This window comes from Neobacillus niacini (assembly GCF_030817595.1).
Lineage (GTDB): Bacteria > Bacillota > Bacilli > Bacillales > Cytobacillaceae > Neobacillus > Neobacillus niacini_G.
Genome location: NZ_JAUSZN010000001.1, coordinates 3,087,556 through 3,107,729, shown reverse-complemented (window position 1 = coordinate 3,107,729; position 20,174 = coordinate 3,087,556). Strand labels below are relative to the sequence as shown.

The 20,174-nt window shown below is 37.9% G+C and carries 16 protein-coding genes; 7 read left to right on the top strand and 9 right to left on the bottom strand.

Features of this window, described 5'->3' with window-relative positions; genetic code table 11:
* Positions 1–45 precede the first annotated feature (45 nt).
* Positions 46–750 carry a DNA-binding response regulator gene (locus tag QFZ31_RS14870; RefSeq protein WP_307303941.1) on the bottom strand — a complete coding sequence of 235 codons (705 nt, stop codon included), beginning with the start codon at positions 748–750 and terminating at the stop codon, positions 46–48.
* 215 nt (positions 751–965) lie between these two features.
* Between QFZ31_RS14870 and QFZ31_RS14865 the strand changes: the two genes are divergently transcribed.
* The 5 genes from QFZ31_RS14865 (at position 966) to QFZ31_RS14845 (ending at position 8,714) form a co-directional block, all read left to right on the top strand.
* Positions 966–2,483: an amidohydrolase family protein gene (locus tag QFZ31_RS14865; protein ID WP_307303939.1), complete on the top strand. Its 1,518-nt coding sequence runs from the start codon at positions 966–968 to the stop codon at positions 2,481–2,483.
* Entirely contained in the window at positions 2,477–3,946 is a 1,470-nt protein-coding gene (locus QFZ31_RS14860) for an amidohydrolase family protein (protein WP_307303937.1), read from the top strand. Before QFZ31_RS14865 ends, QFZ31_RS14860 begins: the two co-directional genes overlap by 7 nt.
* A 124-nt stretch (positions 3,947–4,070) precedes the next feature.
* The gene (locus QFZ31_RS14855) at positions 4,071–5,636 is read left to right on the top strand and encodes a glutathione ABC transporter substrate-binding protein (protein WP_307303935.1); all 1,566 of its coding nucleotides are present in this window, start codon (positions 4,071–4,073) and stop codon (positions 5,634–5,636) included.
* A gap of 74 nt (positions 5,637–5,710) precedes the next feature.
* Positions 5,711–6,934, top strand: a complete 1,224-nt coding sequence (locus tag QFZ31_RS14850; RefSeq protein WP_307303934.1) for an amidohydrolase — start codon at positions 5,711–5,713, stop codon at positions 6,932–6,934.
* Positions 6,935–7,148: 214 nt separating this feature from the next.
* Positions 7,149–8,714 (top strand): glutathione ABC transporter substrate-binding protein, encoded by a 1,566-nt coding sequence (locus tag QFZ31_RS14845; RefSeq protein ID WP_307303932.1) that lies wholly within the window; start codon positions 7,149–7,151, stop codon positions 8,712–8,714.
* A 72-nt stretch (positions 8,715–8,786) separates the two neighbouring features.
* On the opposite strand, the gene ncs1 is transcribed toward QFZ31_RS14845, so the two are convergent.
* The 8 genes from ncs1 to QFZ31_RS14805 form a co-directional block, all read right to left on the bottom strand.
* Positions 8,787–10,232 carry an NCS1 family nucleobase:cation symporter gene (gene ncs1 / locus QFZ31_RS14840; RefSeq protein WP_307303931.1) on the bottom strand — a complete coding sequence of 482 codons (1,446 nt, stop codon included), beginning with the start codon at positions 10,230–10,232 and terminating at the stop codon, positions 8,787–8,789.
* 12 nt (positions 10,233–10,244) lie between these two features.
* Positions 10,245–11,558, bottom strand: a complete 1,314-nt coding sequence (locus QFZ31_RS14835; protein ID WP_307303929.1) for a sodium:solute symporter family transporter — start codon at positions 11,556–11,558, stop codon at positions 10,245–10,247.
* Positions 11,555–12,247 (bottom strand): response regulator transcription factor, encoded by a 693-nt coding sequence (locus tag QFZ31_RS14830; protein WP_307303927.1) that lies wholly within the window; start codon positions 12,245–12,247, stop codon positions 11,555–11,557. The genes QFZ31_RS14835 and QFZ31_RS14830 overlap by 4 nt, the downstream gene beginning before the upstream one ends.
* Before the next feature lie 18 nt (positions 12,248–12,265).
* Positions 12,266–13,015, bottom strand: a complete 750-nt coding sequence (locus QFZ31_RS14825; RefSeq protein WP_307303925.1) for a sensor histidine kinase — start codon at positions 13,013–13,015, stop codon at positions 12,266–12,268.
* Positions 13,016–13,114: 99 nt separating this feature from the next.
* Positions 13,115–14,107, bottom strand: coding sequence for an ABC transporter ATP-binding protein (locus QFZ31_RS14820; RefSeq protein WP_307303923.1), 993 nt, complete (start codon positions 14,105–14,107; stop codon positions 13,115–13,117).
* Positions 14,107–15,126 carry an ABC transporter ATP-binding protein gene (locus tag QFZ31_RS14815; RefSeq protein ID WP_307303921.1) on the bottom strand — a complete coding sequence of 340 codons (1,020 nt, stop codon included), beginning with the start codon at positions 15,124–15,126 and terminating at the stop codon, positions 14,107–14,109. The genes QFZ31_RS14820 and QFZ31_RS14815 overlap by 1 nt, the downstream gene beginning before the upstream one ends.
* Before the next feature lie 15 nt (positions 15,127–15,141).
* A complete protein-coding gene (nikB, locus tag QFZ31_RS14810; RefSeq protein WP_307303919.1) occupies positions 15,142–16,062 on the bottom strand; it encodes a nickel ABC transporter permease in 921 nt (306 codons plus the stop codon).
* Between the two features lie 13 nt (positions 16,063–16,075).
* Positions 16,076–16,930, bottom strand: coding sequence for an ABC transporter permease (locus tag QFZ31_RS14805; RefSeq protein ID WP_307311583.1), 855 nt, complete (start codon positions 16,928–16,930; stop codon positions 16,076–16,078).
* A 338-nt stretch (positions 16,931–17,268) separates the two neighbouring features.
* Between QFZ31_RS14805 and QFZ31_RS14800 the strand changes: the two genes are divergently transcribed.
* Positions 17,269–18,846 carry a glutathione ABC transporter substrate-binding protein gene (locus tag QFZ31_RS14800; protein ID WP_307303917.1) on the top strand — a complete coding sequence of 526 codons (1,578 nt, stop codon included), beginning with the start codon at positions 17,269–17,271 and terminating at the stop codon, positions 18,844–18,846.
* Positions 18,847–18,925: 79 nt separating this feature from the next.
* The gene (locus QFZ31_RS14795; protein WP_307303915.1) at positions 18,926–20,167 is read left to right on the top strand and encodes an amidohydrolase family protein; all 1,242 of its coding nucleotides are present in this window, start codon (positions 18,926–18,928) and stop codon (positions 20,165–20,167) included.
* The last annotated feature ends 7 nt before the right edge of the window (positions 20,168–20,174 follow it).

Genomic DNA, 20,174 nt, shown 5'->3' with positions numbered 1-20,174 from the left:
CCGGCACTATTTATAAAAGTGCCGGACTTTGTTTTAAAAAAATTGCTATTTACTTCTTTCCTTCTCCCGAAATTCGGTTGGGGAAACTCCCTCTATTTTCCGAAATAATGTACTAAAATAGTTTTGACTGCTAAATCCTGAGTTTTCTGCAACATCCGCTATAGTCCATTTTGGATTCGTTAGTAAAAACCGTTTCGCCATGTGGATGCGATACTGAATTAAATATTCTGAAAAAGATAGACCTGTTTCTTCGTGAAATTTCCGACTTAGGTAGGTAGGGTTAGCGTGAACCTTCCGTGCGATATCTGAAAGAGAGACTTTTTCAGCAAACATTTCGTGAATAGCTTTGAGAGAGCATTGAATTAGGCTGGAATAATTTTGAGAAAATGGATGTTTTTTATACTTTGATAGAATCTTTAACAATTCACTCTCGATAACAGGCTTCGTTAAATAGTCAACAACCCCAATTCTAATTGATTGCTGAGCATAGCTGAAATCTTGGCAGGCAGTAACCATGATTATTTCCACATCTTTATTGCTTTGTCTCAGTTCCTCCCCAAATTCAATGCCTGATTTCCCTGGAAGATTAATATCTAAAAAAGCCAAATCTAATTCATGATTTAGATTAATTGAATGTGCTTGACTAGCATCGGAAGCCTTAAAAAATTTCCATGAAGGAAATTCAGATTGCAACAAGTATTCTAGTTGTTCTAACTCTAATGGTTCATCATCAAGTAATAAGACATTCATTTTCATGCAGCCCCTCTGTAAAGATTCCCATGCAGTTCTTTCATTTAATTTAAACAAAAGGATAATTGAAGTAAATATGATGTAGACAAGAAGTAGAAAAAGTTAAAAAAAGAGTAATAATTCCGAAAATAATTTTGGGATTCTTTTTCTATAATTAATCTAACAATCAAAAATTGTAGAAACTACACCTGAATTGGTGGATTGGGAGGAAAAAAATGATTGATTTGCTGCTAATTCACGGTACTGTTATCACAATGGACGCCAGCAGGCGAATTCTTCAAGATGGTGCTGTTGCTATTAACGATGGCAGAATTATTGATATCGGTTTAACAGAAAATATAGCGTCAAAATTTGAGGCGAAGAAAGTGATTGATTGCAGTCACCATTGTATTCTGCCAGGATTAATCGATGTGCATGGTCATGGCGGGCATTCGATGTTTAAGACCATTGCGATGGATAATACTGATTTCTGGATGCCCATTATGACGAATACGTATAAGCATTTTGTTACGGATGAATTTTGGTACTACGAAGGAAAGCTTTCTGCAATTGAGCGATTAAAAGCTGGTATTACGACTGGTGTATCTGTTTTAGGGTCTATGCCGCGATCTGATGATCCGATCTTCGCAATTAATCATGCGAAAGCATACGCAGAAGTTGGTGTAAGAGAAGTTGTTTGTACTGGTCCATGCAATCCTCCATGGCCACATTTATTCAGCCGTTGGGTGGATGGTAAAAGGGTTACGAAAGAAGTAACATACGAAGAAGTGCTGCAAGGAGCCGAAGCTGTCATTGAAGCACTAAATCATGCCAATGAAGACCGTACCCGTGCCTTTATAACCCCATTTGTCATCGTAACATCTGTAGAACCATCTGGTCCAACGTCACCAGCGAGGCTTTATGGGTTAACGGATCATGATCTTTTTCAAGCAAAAAGAATTCGTGAGATTGCAAGGAAGTATAAAACACGGATCCATTCTGATGCCTTTGGCGGGATGATTCATCTTGCTGTCCATGATTGGGAAAATGCTTTGTTAGGTCCAGATGTGCACCTTCAGCATTGCCGTGGAATTTCATTCGATGAGGCAAGGATCTTGGCGGATACAGGTACGAATGTGAGTGCCTCTCCAGGTATAACCCAGGTTTGTGCGCGAACTCCGGTGCCTGAGTTAATTGAACTGGGAGTAACGGTGGCTATCTCAACAGATGGGACATCACCATGTACTAGCTTTGATATGTTTCAGGCAATGAGAAAAACACAATTTGTTCACCAATCAGCTCTAAGAGATGAATATTATTTACCACCTGGAAAACTATTAGAAATGGTTACGATTGATGCCGCGAAGTGCATCGGTTGGGACGATGAACTCGGTTCAATAGAAATCGGCAAAAAGGCAGATGTGATTACCGTTAACCTTAACCAGCCACATTTAACTCCTGAATTTATGCATGTCCATCGCTTGGTATATCAAGCAGTTGCTAATGATGTCGACCATGTGATTGTTGATGGAAGGGTTATTATGGAAGGTCGTAAGGTACATACCGTTGATGAAACCACAGTGTTACATCAGGCTAATGAAGAGGCAAATTCAACCATCAAGCGTGCCGGACTCGAAAAATATATGCAGCCAGCCAAGTATTTTTGGGGTCATGCTCGCGGCTATATCGATGAAAAGCGATATAACGAAGAAGATTACAGTATTACTAGATTGAAAGGAGAATGGAAATGGTAACAAAGCTTAAGGGAAAATATGTGATTGGTTTTGATGGAGATGATCATGTAATTTTAGAAGATTCAGAGGTTGTTTATGAAAACGATACAATTATTTATGTTGGAAAAAACTATCCTAGAGAAGTGGATGAGGTCATTGATGCTGGGAATGCGGTCATTAGTCCAGGATTTATCGATTTAAATGCACTAGGGGATATTGATCACGATATCCTTCATTTAGAAGCAAGCAGCGACAAACAGAAAAATCTGCTCTGGTCAAAGAGTTATGTTGAAAACGGACATCATGAAGTCATGACAGTGGAAGAGGAAGCATTTAAATCACTCTATGCCTATTCTCAGTTGATTCTTCATGGGGTTACTACTGCGATGCCGATTACATCAGTTTTTTATAAAAAATGGGCAGAAACCTATGAGGAACTAGCTGCAGCAGCCAATCATGCAGGAAGATTAGGATTAAGAATCTACTTAGGACCTAGTTACCAATCTGGGATTAGAGTCGTAGAGCCAGATGGAACAATCAAGCTTTACTGGGACGAAGAAGCAGGGAGAGAAGGACTCGAGCGGGCTGTAAAGTTTGTTGAAGAATTCGATGGTGCCTATAATGGATTGGTTAAAGGCATGCTTGCACCTGAACGAATCGAATGTCAAACAGAGGAATGTCTGATGCAAACAAAATATTATAGTGAGAAATTAGATGTTCCAATAAAACTTCATGCGGCGCAGGGAAGCTATGAATATCACACAATACTTGAGAAACACGGTATAACCCCTATTCGATATTTGTATAATCTTGGTTTTTTAGGACCGAAAACCGGGATTCCTCATGCTCATTTTATTGCTGGTTATAGTGAAGCACTCGCGGGTGAGGGTGATGATATAGCTTTGCTAACAGAAACTAATACAACAGTAATCCATTGTCCATTAATTATCGGAAGACATGCTTCTATGTTAGAATCATTTGCCAAATATAAAAGGTCAGGAATTAATTTAGCAATGGGGACTGATACTTTTCCTCCAGATATGTTTCAGAACATTCGCACTGGCAGTATGCTATCACGATTAATCGAAAAAGATGTGGAGGACTCCACCTATGCAGATTTATATCGTGCGGCAACTCTCGGCGGAGCTAACTTCCTAGGAAGGGATGACCTTGGAAGGATTGCTATAGGAGCGAAAGCCGATATTATTGCGATTGACTTAGAGGGATTCCATATGGGCGTGATTGATGATCCGATTCGGACAATCATCGCTAGTGGATCAGGAAGGGATGTTAAATTATCGATTATTAACGGCAGGTTGGTTATGCAAGACCGAAAAATCCCTGATCTAGATTTAGAAGAAATCAAATCCAAAGGTCAAAAATATTTTAACAAAATGAGAAAAGGATATTTGGAAAGAGATTATCAGCAGCTTCCCGAAAATGAACTGCTTTCTTCATCGTTTAAAATCGTGGATTTCATCTAATTCTGAAAAGAAGTAAAGATATTGAAAAATATAGTAGATATTTTCGAAACAAAATAGTCTGAATATTTTTTTATAATTAGACAAGCGCACATGCTTAATAAAAATATTCAGGGGGTTAGAGGCCATGAAAGAGAAATGGAGATTAGGAAAATTCTTACTAGTCATGCTTATAGCAATCGTTATTGCCGGCTGTTCTACTAAAAAGGACGTCAGTACAAAGGAAAATAACCGCGATTCTGGATCAAATGACGGGGGTACATTAGTTATAGCTCGTTTGTCAGATGCCGAGAACTTAGATCATCATTTCATGTCGACGATCAATGCCGCAAGTGTTACACATGGCAAAATTTATGAGGGGCTTGTAGGACGTGATAAAAATGCCGAAATTAAGCCTTTGCTTGCAGAAAACTGGAAACAGCTTGATGATTTAACATGGGAATTTAATCTTAAAAAAAATGTGAAGTTCCATGATGGAACTGCCTTTAATGCAGATGCTGTAAAAGCGACATTTAACCGACTGCTAGATCCAAATGTTGGTTCACCAAGAGCAGTTGTATTTAAAATGGTGAAAGAAGTAAAGGTAGTGGATGAATTTACGGTTCAATTTATCTTATCCGAGCCATTCTCACCATTGCTTTCTATTCTAGCCAGCCATGAAGGCGGTATTATTAGTCCAAAAGCGATTAAAAAGTTCGATAAAGAAATTATCAATGAACCGAATGGAACAGGTCCATTTGTTTTTGAATCTTGGACTCCTGGTCAAGAAATTGTCTTTGAGAAAAATAAGGAGTACTGGGGAACTAAGGCAAAAGTGGATAAAGTTGTATTTAAGGTAGTTCCAGAAGAAACCACGCGAATCTCCATGCTTGAAACTGGAGAAGCCCATATTGCTGAGCCACTTTCCGTACCGATGATGTCCACTGTAGAAGCTTCGTCAGCAGTAAAGGTTTACCGCAGTGAAGGATTTGGTACAGAGTATATTGGCTTTAACGTTCAAAAAAAACCATTTAATGATGTCCGTGTTCGTAAGGCAATCTCTCATGCGGTTGAAATGGATTCGATTATAAAGGGTGTATACAATAATGTCGGTAAAAAGGCGAATTCATTACTAGGCTCAAAGGTCTTTGGCTACAATGCTGATATGAAAGCCTATGAATATAACCTTAATGAAGCAAAGAAATTGCTAGCTGAAGCCGGCTATCCAGATGGGTTCGAAACGACACTAAAAACAATGGATAGCAAAGAAAGAATCAATATGGCGGAGGTACTTCAATCCCAGTTAAAAGGAATCGGTGTTAAAGTAAATATCCAAGTCTTAGAGTATGGTACGTTCGTTGAGCAGGCAAACAGTGGGGATTCTGAAATATTTATCCTCAGTTGGAGAAACGCAACCGGTGATGCTGATTATAACCAATACAACCTTTTCCATACCAATTCTCACGGAGCATCTGGAAATACCTTCTTCTATAGTAATAAAGAGGTGGATCGTTTAATCGAGGCTGCCCGTAAAGAAAAAGACCCAAATAAACGTAGGGAGCTGTATGCGCAGTCACAAGAATTAGAATTAGAAGATGCCGTATATATTCCAGTAAGGGTCATTGAAAATCTAGCTGCTGTAGCCAAAAATATCCAAGGCTTCGCAATCAGCCCATCTGGTTATCTAGAAATCAATGACGTTTCAATCCAATAGGAAAAAGGATAAGAGGGATATCCATGTGGATACGCCCTTTTATCTTGTAACAGTAGTAGAAAGGATGTTTTTATATGAATCGTATTTATTGGTTAACAAATGCCCGCTTAGAAACGGGATATATAAAAGAAAATGATAGAGTAGCAGGAACAAAAACAGAGCTTTTTCACTTATTAATAGAGGATGGTAAAATTGAAAAAATAATTAAAGGATCAGTGCCTTTTGGAAATGAACTGCCTGTAAAGGATGCTGAGGGTTTGCTCCTGCTACCCTCATTTATTGAAAAGCATGTTCATCTAGACAAGACTTACATGGGGGAGGATTGGCGGGCTTGTATCCCAGCTTCAGGTGTTATTGAACGATGTGAAATAGAAAAAAATATTCTCGCATCCATTCCTTCCAGCACACAGCAACGTGCAGAAGCTTTGCTGGAAGTATTATTGTCTTATGGATCAACCCATGTAAGAACCCACGTGGATATCTATCCGGAAGCAGGATTGCACAATTTGGAAGGTATCGGGCATGCACTAGAAACATATTCTAATAGGTTAAGTGCAGAAATTGTTGCCTTTGCCCAGCATGGCTTGCTGCGTCCTGGTACTGTTCAACTGGTAAGAGAAGCAGTAAGAAACGGTGCAGGGATTGTAGGGGCTGTTGACCCGGCAACTGTGGATAATAATATTGAAGCATCATTAGTACAATTAATGGATTTGGCTGTTGAAGGAAATGCTGATATCGACTTACATTTACATGACCCTGGTCACTTAGGAACTTTCACAATGAAACGACTTGCTTATTTAACCAAACAAGCCGGGTGGGAAGGCAGAGTAGCAGTCAGCCATGCATTCGGATTAGGGGATGTCTCGAAAGAAGAAGCAATTGAAATGGCAGGAATATTAAGAGAAGCAGGAATCTCTATTGTGACCAGCCTTCCAATTGGACGGAACATTCCACCGGTAAACATTTTAACAGATTGTGGAGTGGATGTAGCTGTTGGGAATGACAATATCTATGATTCTTGGTGGCCAACAGGAAATGGTGATGTTCTTGAAAGGGCTGGACGTCTGCTTGAACGATTCAGATGGACAGATGAGGTTTCACTTGGTCAAACGTTAAAGTATATTACAGGCGGTAAAAGTCTATTAGATAAGGAAGGAAACCAGTTATGGCCAAAAGCAGGTGATGTGGCTAGTATAGTACTTGTTGAAGCGGGCTGTGCGGCTGAGGCAGTTGCTAGACGCTCAAAACGTAAAGCTGTTATCTATAAAGGTAACGTAGTATATGGTTCTTTGCATTAAATAATTATTCATTTAAAGGTAATTCAATGATTAAGGGGATGGTTTATTACATCCTCTTTTTTGATATTGTCTTTAGTAGATTTTTAATTAGGACAATAAACTGCTAAAAGTAGTAAAGATAACGAAAAATAAGGTAAAGATTTTCGAAAAGAATAGTCTGAAAATTTTTTATAATTAGATTAGATAGAAAACAGGATTTAAAGGGGGAGAGTTCATGAAAGAAAAATTAAAGATCCGAAAATTTTTTCTAGTTCTACTAATCATTATGGTGATTACTGGTTGTTCGACAAATAAAAATGCAGGGACAACTGGAGATGAAAAGGGAGTTAAAGCGAAGAATGGAGGTACCTTGGTAATTGTTCGTTTATCAGATGCAGAGAATTTAGATCACCATTTTATGAATACGATCAATGCAGCAAGTATAACCCATGGGAAAGTTTACGAGGGCTTGGTAGGAAGGGATAAAGATTCTCAAATCAAGCCTTTATTGGCGAAATCATGGAAACAGGTGGATGACAAAACCTGGGAATTTAAACTAAGAGAAGATGTGAAATTCCATGATGGAACACCATTCAATGCAAGCGCTGTTAAAACTAATTTTAATAGACTTTTAGATGCTAATGTCAATGCACCTAGAGCAGGTGTCTTTAAAATGGTAAATGAAGTGAAAATTATCGATGATTTTACCGTTCAATTTATCTTAAGTGAGCCGTTTTCACCTTTACTCTCCATCCTAGCTAGTCATGAGGGGGGAATAATTAGTCCTAAAACCATTGAGAAGTTTGGAAAGAACATCATTAATGAACCAAATGGAACCGGGCCATTTTCATTTGAATCCTGGACTCCTGGCCAAGAAATTGTATTAGTTAAAAATGATCAATATTTTGGTGATAAAGCGAAGGTGGATAAAGTTGTTTTTAAAATTGTGCCTGAAGAAACAACAAGAATTTCGATGATTGAAGCAGGTGAAGCCCATATAGCCGAACCGCTTTCTGTAACGATGAAGGACACCGTAGAAGCTTCGCGAACAATGGGGGTCTATCGAAGTGAAGGTTTTGGAACTGAATATATTGGTTTTAACTATGAGAATAAACCATTTAGTGATGTTCGAGTGCGCAGAGCGATTTCCCATGCTGTTGAAATGGATACGATTATTAAAGGGGTCTTTAACAACATCGGAAAGCAAGCCAACTCCCTTTTAGGATCTCAAGTATTTGGATATCATAAAGGTTTGAAGGCTTATGAATATAATCTAAATGAAGCAAAAAAATTGCTTGCTGAGGCAGGTTATCCGAATGGCTTTGAAACGACATTGCTAACGATGGATGCCAAGGAAAGAATAAATCTGGCGGAGGTACTTCAATCACACTTGAAAACAATCGGTATTGATGTAAAGATACAGGTAATGGAAAATGGGGCATTCGTTGAGCAAAGAAATAATGGGGATACACAAATGTTTATAAGCAGCTGGAGAAATGCAACTGGTGATGCTGATTATAACCAATATAATCTCTTCCATACTGCTTCAAAAGGAGCAGCTGGGAATACCTTCTTTTATAGTAATAAAGAGGTTGATGGTTTAATAGAAGCTGCACGTAAAGAAGAGGATCAAGAAAAACGTCAGGAGCTTTATGAGACAGCACAGGAATTAGAAATGGAAGACGCAGTTTATATTCCTGTCCGTGTTATAGAAAATTTAGCAGCCATTTCAAACAAAGTAGAAGGATTTAGAATTAGTGCGGCTGGATATTTAGAACTTAATGATGTTTCAATTAAATAAGCAATAAATAAGAGGAGAGGCTCGGTTCTAATGGTTGGTGAGTGACAACCATTTAGAATCTGCCTCTTCTTTCTATTCCTTTATTGCCTTTAATCCTAATTGCTTATAAAAAAAATAATATAAAGCTAGATATAAAGGAATGGCTAGCAATATCCCTGAAAACCAAGAAATACTTGTCAATGGACCAAGTAAGGGTACAAAATTACCCATTAGGCTTATTATGCCTGCGAAGATGGTTGCAAGCATAGCGGGGAGGTTAATCCCGTTTGAATATACATTGTGGTTACTATAATATAATTCTTGTAAATTAATTTCTTTTTTACAAATTAGGAAATAATTCGTCAGCGTCACACCAATGACGGGACTTAACAATCCTCCTACAATATTTAAAAAGGCGAATATGCTTGTTGGATTCTCCATTAGCTTCCAAGGCATAATAAGAAGACCGATAATGGCAGCGGCCAAAGCTCCTGTTTTAAAATTCAGTCTTTTTGGGAAAAGAGAAGCCAGTTGATAGCCGGCAGGGATGATATTTCCAACCATATTAACTGATAAAGTAGATAAGCAAATCGTTAGAAGTGAAAGGGTAATGGCAAATCTACTATCGAATCTCTCCACCACTTCAAGTACATTCCAAATCGGAACTCCAAAAGCAATCTCTGAACCGACAATGATCGAAATGCTAGCTACAGCAAATAATAAATACGTAATAAACAGCCCAGAAATCTGTCCCATTGACTGATCTTTATTAGAACGAGAAAATCTAGTAATATCAGAAACACTTAGAGTTTGTGCAACCCATGTTGCCAAAATGGCCGAAACACAACTTATGAAAACGAAAATACTATTTCCGTGGCCCCCTTTTGAACTATAGTTTATTATTGGTTCAATTCCACCTGCCAGTTTAATGGACCAGATAGCCATTCCGCCAAAAACCACAAAAATTAGTGGGGATAGATATTTTGTTAACTTCCCTAATCGATCGATACCGGCAAAAATGAATAAAACATTAATAATCCAAAAGAGTAGAAAGGAAAGGAGGCCAGATAGATTTAATCCGAAAAAGTTGAAATTTCCGCCTAAAGATAAATACTCTGGCCAAAATTCCCCTATTAAAATACTAAGGGCAAGACTGCCAGCATAGGTTTGAAGACCAAACCACATAATCGCGGCAATAACGCCTCTTAGGACTCCCGGAAAGAGAGCACCCTTTATTCCGTAGCTTGCACGGAGCAGAATAGAAAATGGAATTCCATATTTGCTGCCGGCATGCCCATTCAATACCATCATGACTGATAGTAATATGGAAGAAATGATAATGATAAAGAATACCTGCCAAATAGATAATCCCAATGCAAAGAATCCGCCAATTGTTACATAGGAAGGCACGTTATGAACAGAGCCCATCCAGATAGAGAAAAATTGACCTATTTTCCATGTCCTAGCCTCAGAAGGAGTTGGTAATAAATCTGGGCTATAATGGGCTTGATTTTCGATTTGTGCATGACTTTGTCCCAAACAAACCGCCCCCTATAGTAGCTTACTATTATTTCTTGTTATTGTTTTATAGATTAAGACAAGTAAACAAAGAACTGTTGAAATCGTAAAGCTTAGCCAGATTCCTTTAAAGTCTTCCGTTCTTGTTACAAAAATATAGCCTCCAATAGCTCCAATAAAGGATGAAAAGGGGACTATGAGAGGAAGAACACCTTTACTAAGGATGATATATAGAATGGGGCTAATCACCGCCGCATAAATATTCCCAGTGAAAAATAATAGCGTGAGCGGACTGGGAGTAAGAATACTGACAATGACGAGTAAACATAGACATATTGCTCCCGAAAAAATATAAGTGTATTTCCATTTTTCATCATTTGTTAGAGTAAAAAACATTTCCATTATATTTTTTACAAAAAGGGTAGTTGTGGCGTGCAATTCTGCACTGAGGGCCGAAGCGATTGAACTAAAAACAAAGACCACGAATAGGACGATTAATATAGATGATTGGATTCTGTTTACTAGTTCAGAGAATAAGGAATAAATATTTTCAAAGCTTCTGCCGAATATTGTAATCATTAACAAGGAGGATAAAGCCAGTGGGATAGTTGCCCATATTAATCCTGTTAAAGTAAAGGTTATTTGAACCTTTTCTTTTTGAATAATAAACATTCTTTGCCATGAAGCACGGTCAATCAAAATTTGACCAAAAAAGACAAAGATTGCTGTGAAAATAAACCAAAAGGCATCTGTGTTCTTTATATACAATAAATAAGGATGATATAGCTTAATTCCGTCATAAACAGGATAAACTCCTTCTTGAATATAAAAGTAGACGGGGATAATAATGACGGCTGCAAAAATCAGGGTGACATTAACACCAGCGACTTGGTGAAGGCGCTGCATGCCCCCAGCTCCTCCGATAAAAAAACAAATAGTTAAAAAAAGCAATAACCCAATAAAATAAGGAATTGGAAAAATCATCTGAATAAGAATTCCTGCGCCCATAGCTTGTACAAATAAGGAATGAAAGCTTGTAAGGATAAGAACTGTCATCATTAACCAATATCCGTTTGGTGTTAATTTTTGTCTTAAAACATCTCCGATCGTGTGCTGACCAGGGTGATTTTCACGGATTTTTTTTGCTAAAAATCCAAATAAAATAGAGGATAACGCCCCTACTAGTGAGTATCCAATTCCACCGATAAGACCGTATTTAATCAAGGTTTCCGGAGATGAAAGGATTGTATTTCCTGTTACCCATCGAGCCAATAAACTAACAACTCCAAAGCTTACCCCGAGTTTAATGGCACCACTGATATATAACTGATAATCATTTTTTTTCAATGGAATGTCTCCCTTAAGCGAAAATCCCTTGGTGATTGTCCTGTCATTTTTCGGAAAATTTGGCTAAAATAATGCTGGCTGTTAAAACCACATCTTTCAGAAACCGTACTAATACTTAAATCAGGATACTCAACGAGCATTCTTTGAGCTTCCTTTAAGCGAAACTCGTTTAAATACTCGGAAAAGCCCATCCCAACCTCCTCATGAAATTTTCTGCTTAAATAAGCAGAATTAATATGAATTTTTGACGCTAAATAATTTAACGTTAATTTTTCACTATATTCCGCATGAATAATGTTTATCGCATTAACAATTTGTTCTGAATAACGCCCTAATCTTTCATACTTGCTTAATACGGCCATTAATTCATCTTCAATAATTGGTTTGGTTATGTAATCAACGACCCCAAGTCTTATTGAAGTTTGAGCATATTCAAAATTTTGAAAAGCAGTAACCATTATAATATCAAGCGTATATGTTTTTGTTAGTTCCTTCGCTAAATCCAATCCATTCTTCCCAGGAATCTGAATATCTAGAAATGCAAGAAAGATGTCATGCTGCTTAACGATTTGGAGTGCTATGGAAGCATCTTGAGCTTTGAAAATCTTCCAGTTTGGAAATTTTTTAAGGATTAAATACTCGAGCTGCTCTAATTCTAGCGGTTCGTCATCAACTAGCAGGATATTCATAAGTAATGTTCACCTTCCTTAAATTTCAGAACTGAGTATAAATGGAAAAATAGCTAAAACACTTGTCCCATTGTCTGAGTTGATTAATTGTACAGATGTTTTACCATCCGGAAATAATAACTCCAGTCTTTTTGTAATGTTTTCTAAACCAAGTCCTCTTTCCTGTGAAAGTTCCTCAGCACCTTCAACCGCATTGTTCCATACTGTGATATGGATGTCTTTATCCCGTTTTTCAATGGTTGTTTTTAAAAAGGCTTCGCCAACATATTTCTCAAAAGAATGTTTAAAAGCATTTTCGATAAAGGTTTGAATAATAAAAGGGATGGTGATGGCTTGGTTTACATTTGGGTCGATTGAAAATTCATAATGCAGCCTGTCCCGAAAACGTATTTTTTGTATTTCTAAATAATAATTGACATAGGTTATTTCCTCATCTATTGTAATAAAAGTATTATTTGTTTGATACTTAAATTTAAGCAGCTTTGATAGAGTCTCAATCGAACGTATCAATTCTGTTTTACGATCCAGCCTTGCTAAGCTTAATATCGAATTTAATGTATTAAAAAAGAAATGTGGCTGAATCTCTTGATTCAATTGGTTGTAGAGGGCGGTTTGCAGCTCTCTTTCTAAAGCGATTTCCCGTGTTTTTTTTTCCAGCAGGTCTATTCGCTTTTCAAAAATAAACAAAAAAAGCAATGTAAAGGCCCCTAGTAAAGGCACTAGAGCTGCAATCATAATATTTAGGGAGAAAGCTTCAACTGTTAACATAACCGAAATTCTCCTTTATATGAAGAAAAAGGGAGGCAGTTGCTTCTCCCTTTTTTAATATAGTATTTTACCGTAATATCTTATCATTATAAAACACTCTTACTTAAAATTTTCTGCGTAATGACAGCTGACCATATGATTTGTATCCAATTCTCTTAAAGCTGGTTCTTCCGTTTTACATTTCTCTGTTGCAAATGGACAACGGGTATGGAATCGGCAGCCGTTTGGCGGATTAATAGGAGAGGGGACGTCTCCTTTTAAGATGATGCGCTCCCGTTTTAATTCCGGATTAGGGACAGGAATCGATGATAGCAAAGCCCGTGTATATGGATGAAGCGGTGTATCAAATAAATCCTTTTTATCTGCAATCTCAACGACTTTCCCTAGGTACATAACCATGACACGATCTGAAATATGTCTAACTACACTCAAATCGTGAGAGATAAATAAAAAGGTAAGTCCAAACTGCTTTTGCAGTTTCTTTAATAGATTTAGAACTTGTGCCTGAACAGATACATCCAAGGCAGAAACAGCTTCATCGCAAATTATTAGTTTAGGATTAACTGCAAGGGCTCTGGCAATCCCAATACGTTGGCGCTGACCTCCGCTGAATTCGTGAGGGTAGCGATCAAGTGCCTCTAGGGGTAGCCCCACATAACCAAGTAGTTCAAACATTCGATTCATTCTTTTTGACTTTTCCACTACATCTTGGATGGCCATGGCTTCATTTAAAATTTGCTTAACGGTTTGTCTTGGGTTAAGAGAAGCAAAAGGATCCTGAAATATAACCTGTAAATCCCCTCTAAGCTTTCTCATTTCTTTCTTATTTAATCCTAAAATGTCTGTCCCTGAATAATAAACCTTTCCATCTGTAGGTTCATCAAGTCTTAAAATCGCACGGCCTGTTGTAGATTTTCCGCAGCCAGATTCACCTACAATACTTAAAGTCTCTCCTTCATATAGCTTGAAGGAGATGTCGTCTACTGCTTGTACGTATGCTTTAGGCTTAAAAAGGGAGTCTGTTTTAACAGGAAAATATTGCTTTAAATGTTCTACCTCTAATAATACGTTTTTATCTGCTGCAGCCTGCATTATTTTACAGCCTCCTCTTTTACCATTTTTGCTGTCCATAGATCTGTATACATCCAGCAGCGAACCTTTACACCATCATTTTGTTCAATAAGCTCTGGCTGCTGTTGATGACAAATCGGTTGCTGATGAGGGCATCTTGAAGCAAAGCGACAGCCAGCAGGCATATTGTAGGGACTAGGGACACTGCCTTCAATCGTTTGTAATTCTTCCTGGTCTTCATGAATTTTAGGCAGTGAATCTAGTAGACCTTGTGTGTATGGATGTCTTGGATTAGCAAAAATTTTCTCGGTTGGTGCATGTTCAATAATATTACCTGCATACATGACGGCTACCGTATCACAGGTTTCAGCAACGACACCTAAATCATGGGTAATCATAATGACACCCATGCCCAGCCTATTTTGCAAGTCTTTAATTAACTCTAGGATTTGAGCTTGTATGGTTACATCCAATGCTGTTGTTGGTTCATCTGCAATTAATACCTCAGGGGTACACGCAAGCGCCATCGCAATCATGACACGCTGACGCATACCGCCGCTTAATTGGAAAGGCTCTTGTTTTGCCCTTTTTTCCGGGGAAGGGATCCCAACAAGCTTTAACATTTCGACTGCCCTTTCCCATGCGGCTTTACGTCCCATGTTTTGGTGCATTCGTAACGCTTCAGCAATTTGTTCTCCAACCGGTAAAACAGGATTCAATGAAGTCATTGGCTCCTGAAAAATCATCGAAATCTCATTACCACGAACCCTTCTCATTTCGTCTTCAGATATTGACACTAAATCTTTTCCTTTAAACAAAACTTGTCCGCCCGCTATTTTCCCAGGAGGGGAGGGGATTAAACGCAGAATGGAAAGAGATGTTATACTTTTTCCACAGCCGGATTCACCGACAATTCCTAAGGTTTCCCCTTTATGCAAACTAAAATCGATGCCATCAACCGCCTTACTTACCCCGAGCTTTGTAAAGAAATGTGTTTTTAATCCTTTTACCTCTAAAATCGGTTTGTTACTCTCCGTCATCACATTCACCTCCTGTTAATTTAATTCAATCCGTTTATTAAAGAATCGGTATAGTACATCGACAATCAAATTCACTACGACGAAAACAAGAGAGGCTACTAATACCCCGCCTTGAACCATTGGTAAATCCCTCATTCGAATCGAGTCGACAATCATTCTTCCTAATCCATTAATAGCGAAGATGGATTCAACCAGAACTGTCCCGCCAAGTAAAGCTCCGAATTGTAAACCAACTACTGTAATAACTGGAATTAAAGCATTACGTAATCCATGCTTATAAATAATTACACTTTCACGTACCCCTTTAGCACGAGCTGTTCGGATATAATCCTGACGAATAACTTCGAGCATACTTGATCTTGTCATACGGGCTACAATGGCAGCACCCCCTGCACCTAATGTCAGAGCAGGCAGGATAACATGAAGAATGCTATCCCAGCCAGCAACAGGGAGGATTTGCAGTTTTACTGAGAAGAAATACATTAACATTAAACCAAACCAAAAGCTTGGTAATGAAATACCTAATAAGGCTACAATCATAACGGTTGTATCTTTTAGGGAATAAGGCTTAATCGCAGAAATAATACCAGCAGCCATCCCTAAAACAATGGTTATAAGAATACTAAAAAAGGAAAGCTCAATTGTAATAGGTAATCTTACTAATATTTCATCTAGGACTGGCTGACTATTCTTAAGTGATACTCCAAAATCTCCACGAAAAACGCTCGTTAAGTAATCGAAGTATTGTACCAATAATGGTCTATTTAAACCTAATTGATCCCGTATGGCTTCAATGGTTTCCTTTGAGGCTCCTTCACCAGCAAGCAAGACCGCTGGGTCACCTGGAACTAACTGCATTATAAAGAATACGACAAAGGTTACCCCTATAATGACCGGAATGGTTTGCAATAATCGGCGTACTATAAACATCAACATCTAATATACCTCCCTATTTCTTCATTCTTGGATCAAAAGCATCGCGTAATCCATCTCCAAAAATATTAAAGCCTAAAACTAGTATAGAAATAGCCAGTCCTGGAAATATGGCGATATAAGGTGCAGAAAATAAGAAATCCCTGCCGCTGCTTAACATCGTTCCCCACTCTGGAGATGGTGGCTGGGCACCTAGACCAAGGAATGATAAACCGGCTGCTGATAGAATGACGGTAGCTAGTCTTAGAGTTCCTTGTACAATAATAGGTGAAAGAATATTTGGTAAAATATGTTTAAAAATTATCGTTAAATCATCTGCTCCAAGTGAACGGACGGCGTCAATATACTCAAGTCGTTTCACTTCTAATGTTGAGCCGCGGACAATCCTAGCGAATAATGGAATTGAGTATGCTCCGACGGCTATCGTTACATTAATTAAACCAGGTCCAAGTGCACTGATGATGGCTAAAGCAAGTAAAATACCAGGGAAAGCCAAGAGAATATCCATGATCCTCATTATGGTTGAATCAATCCATTTTCCGTAGTAGCCTGCGATAAGTCCAAAAATAATTCCAAAGAAAGCACCAAAGATTACAGCAGTTATTCCAATACCCATCGAAAGTCTAGAACCATATAGGATTCTGCTTAGAATATCCCTTCCTTTATCATCTGTACCCATCCAGTGATCTGTTGAGGGAGGTATTAATTTATTTTCTAAATTTATTTCATATGGATCATAGGGGGCAAGTAAGGGTGCGAAGAGTGCGACAAATATATAGAAAAGAATGATGATAGCACCGACCATTGCAGCTTTGTTCATGGTTAAAATAGATAAGAAATCTTTTATTTTAGATTCTTTCGGTTGATTCATTTTTTGTGTAATTACAACTGGTTGTTCGGTTTTTGCTTCTAGTGTCATGTAAAACCCTCCTTAATTTTTATTTGAAAGAATGATGTCATTTCTAGCTGTCATAATCCTCCTCTCAGAAACTATTATTTTTTTTGAGATATGTACAAAATTATCAAAATTAATGGGAAAGTAAATATTTTTTAATTTTTTTGTCAAAATAGTTTAAATTCTTGTAAATATTCTGTAAATATTCCGGTGAATCATCTTCTATAATGCAGATAAGGATTTCAAAGGAACTCAGAAAACTTTTTCCTTTTAAAATGAGAATCCTATAAATATACACAAAGGAGAGGCGAGGAATGGAGAGAAAAAAACGATCCATAAAAAATGTCATTTTATTAGTATTAGTAGGATTATTGCTTATAGTTGTTCAAGCATGTTCGACAAAATCAAATTCTTCTAATGAAGCTGCAAGCAACAAAGAAGAAACAAAAGAGGGTGGAACATTAACAGTTGTTCGACTTTCTGACGCGACCAAGCTAGACCCACATTTTATTACCGATATCCCATCAGCAAACATTATTTACCAAAAGGTTTATCAGGGACTTGTCGTACCGGATAAGGATTTTAAAATTCAACCGCTTTTGGCAAAAGAATGGACAGTAGTAAATGATACGACTTGGGAATTCAAATTAAGAGATGATGTAACATTCCATGATGGAACACCATTTAACGCAGAGGCAGTAAAAGCGACATTTGATCGTTTATTAGATCCAAATACAGGATCACCGCAACGGACCAAATTTGAAATGATTACAGAAGTAAAAGTAATAGATGAATACACTGTACAATTATTGCTTGCCTATCCTTATGCACCGCTTTTATCTATTTTGGCAAGTCAGGAGGGCAGCATCATTAGCCCAAAAGCTTTAGCTGAAAATCCTGAAAAACTAGCTGAGCATCCAGTTGGTACTGGTCCATTCGTGTTTGGAGAGTGGAAGAGTGGTCAAGAAATTTCACTAAAGAAGAATGAAAACTACTGGGGCAAGAAACCTAATATCGATTCTGTCGTGTTTAAGGTCGTTCCAGAGGATGCCACACGTCTTGCAATGATTGAAACGGGTGAAGCACATATCAACGACCAAGTACCGGTAACTGAAATTGAACGAATCGAAGCTTCCGATACAATGGGTCTCTATCGTACAGAAGGACTAGCTGTCGAATATCTTGGATTTAATACAAAGAAAAAGCCATTTAATGATGTAAAAGTCCGTAAAGCAATCAGCCATGCGATTGAAAGAGAAGCTATTATTAAAGGTGTATATAATAATGTAGGGACACTCGCAAACGTGGCGATGAGCCCTAAGGTATTAGGATATAGCGACAAGGTTAAGCCTTATGATTATGATTTGAATGAAGCAAAGCAATTGTTAAAAGAAGCTGGATATGAAAATGGTTTGGAAATTAAATTATTAACAAGTGATCGAAAAGAACGAGTTAACATGGCAGAAGTAATCCAATCTCAATTAAAAGGGATCGGAGTAAATGTAGAAATTCAAGTAATGGAATACGGTGCATTTATTGAAATGATCAATAATGGTGAACATGAAATGGTAATCAACGGTTGGGGAAATGCAACTGGTGACGGAGACTATAACCAGTATAATTTATTCCACACTGCATCACAGGGGCCTGCAGGTAACCATTTCTACTACAGTAATCTAGAGGTAGATGAAAAAATTGAAGCAGCACGTCAAGAAACAGATGAAGCTAAACGTTTAAAGCTATATGAAGAAGTTATGCAAATTGAAATGGACGACGCGGTTTATATTCCAATTCGTAACTACGAGCATTTAGCGGCTCATAGTAAAAACGTTAGTGGTTTTTGGTTAAACGCAGCAAACTACCTTATGATTGATGATGTAGTGATTAAATAAATGAGGTTTTCATTTTCAATGGGAAAGTACTTTTGCATAAAAAAGTACTTTTCCTATTTCAACAATAGGAGGAATTGCAATGACTACTTTTTGGCTGACAAATGTCCGTTTAGAAAAGGGTTTCAAGTACGATAACGATCGTATTACTGGTACCGAGACGGAAATTTGCCATTTAAAAATCCAAGATGGAAAAATTGTCGAGATTACAAATGTATACCCAAAAAATATAGAAGAAAAACAGGTTGAGGCCTGCCATCAACTCCTTCTTCCAACGTTACGAGATATGCATATTCACATCGATAAAACATACTACGGAGGACCATGGAAGGCTTGTACTCCACTCACAAAAGGCATATTTACTCGGTTAGAAGAGGAAAAAGAATTGCTGCCGAAGTTGCTGCCAACTGCACAAGAAAGAGCAGAGAAAATGATTGAATTGTATTTGAAAAATGGTCATACCCATATTCGTACTCATTGTAATGTGGATCCTGTAATTGGCCACAAAAATTTAGAGGCAACTGTAAATGCTTTGAAAAAATATGAGGATGTATTAAGCTATGAAATCGTTGCTTTCCCGCAGCATGGCTTATTAAAAAGTGACTCTGTTCAATTGATTCGAAATGCAATGAAGAATGGGGCTACAATAGTTGGCGGCGTTGACCCAGCAACCGTAGACCGTAATATCGAAAAATCTTTATATACTATTTTTGAAATTGCCGTTGAAAACAATAAAGATGTCGATCTCCATTTACATGATCCCAACACTTTAGGAGCATTTACATTTGAACGAATGGCACAATATACGAAAGAAGCGGGTCTGAAAGGGCGGGCAACAATCAGCCATGCCAATGCACTAGGTGACTTACATGGGGAAGAACTCACAGAAATTATTAAGATATTAAAAGATCAAGAGATTGATATTACTTCAACTGTCCCAGTAAATCGGCCTACAATTCCAATTCCAACTCTAGACAAGTTTGGAATTCAAGTTTCTGTGGGACATGACAGTATTACGGATCATTGGTCCCCATTTGGAACAGGGAATACGATTCAAAAGCTGGGCATTCTAGCGGAACGATTCCGATTGTCTGACGAATATTCTCTATCAACAACCTTAAAATACGGAACAGGCGGTGTAACACCACTAAATGAAAAAGGTGAGCGAGTCTGGCCGAAGGTTGGCGATGAGGCAACGATGATGCTAGTAAACGCAACCTGTTCTGCTGAAGCAGTCGCAAGAAGAGCTTCTGTAGAATCAGTATTTTATAAAGGGAAAAAGGTAGAAAGCAAGCTAACAGAATCAAATTCGGTGCAGGTATAAAGGAGGA

Excerpts from the sequence above, each read along its gene's own strand:
- QFZ31_RS14795 (WP_307303915.1), top strand. The coding sequence starts at position 18,926 with ATGACTACTTTTTGGCTGACAAATGTCCGTTTAGAAAAGGGTTTCAAG.
- QFZ31_RS14865 (WP_307303939.1), top strand. The coding sequence starts at position 966 with ATGATTGATTTGCTGCTAATTCACGGTACTGTTATCACAATGGACGCC.
- QFZ31_RS14800 (WP_307303917.1), top strand. The coding sequence starts at position 17,269 with ATGGAGAGAAAAAAACGATCCATAAAAAATGTCATTTTATTAGTATTA.
- QFZ31_RS14860 (WP_307303937.1), top strand. The coding sequence starts at position 2,477 with ATGGTAACAAAGCTTAAGGGAAAATATGTGATTGGTTTTGATGGAGAT.
- nikB (WP_307303919.1), bottom strand. The coding sequence starts at position 16,062 with ATGTTGATGTTTATAGTACGCCGATTATTGCAAACCATTCCGGTCATT.
- QFZ31_RS14815 (WP_307303921.1), bottom strand. The coding sequence starts at position 15,126 with ATGACGGAGAGTAACAAACCGATTTTAGAGGTAAAAGGATTAAAAACA.
- QFZ31_RS14830 (WP_307303927.1), bottom strand. The coding sequence starts at position 12,247 with ATGAATATCCTGCTAGTTGATGACGAACCGCTAGAATTAGAGCAGCTC.
- QFZ31_RS14820 (WP_307303923.1), bottom strand. The coding sequence starts at position 14,107 with ATGCAGGCTGCAGCAGATAAAAACGTATTATTAGAGGTAGAACATTTA.
- QFZ31_RS14845 (WP_307303932.1), top strand. The coding sequence starts at position 7,149 with ATGAAAGAAAAATTAAAGATCCGAAAATTTTTTCTAGTTCTACTAATC.
- QFZ31_RS14850 (WP_307303934.1), top strand. The coding sequence starts at position 5,711 with ATGAATCGTATTTATTGGTTAACAAATGCCCGCTTAGAAACGGGATAT.
- QFZ31_RS14805 (WP_307311583.1), bottom strand. The coding sequence starts at position 16,930 with ATGAATCAACCGAAAGAATCTAAAATAAAAGATTTCTTATCTATTTTA.
- QFZ31_RS14825 (WP_307303925.1), bottom strand. The coding sequence starts at position 13,015 with ATGTTAACAGTTGAAGCTTTCTCCCTAAATATTATGATTGCAGCTCTA.
- QFZ31_RS14855 (WP_307303935.1), top strand. The coding sequence starts at position 4,071 with ATGAAAGAGAAATGGAGATTAGGAAAATTCTTACTAGTCATGCTTATA.
- QFZ31_RS14870 (WP_307303941.1), bottom strand. The coding sequence starts at position 750 with ATGAATGTCTTATTACTTGATGATGAACCATTAGAGTTAGAACAACTA.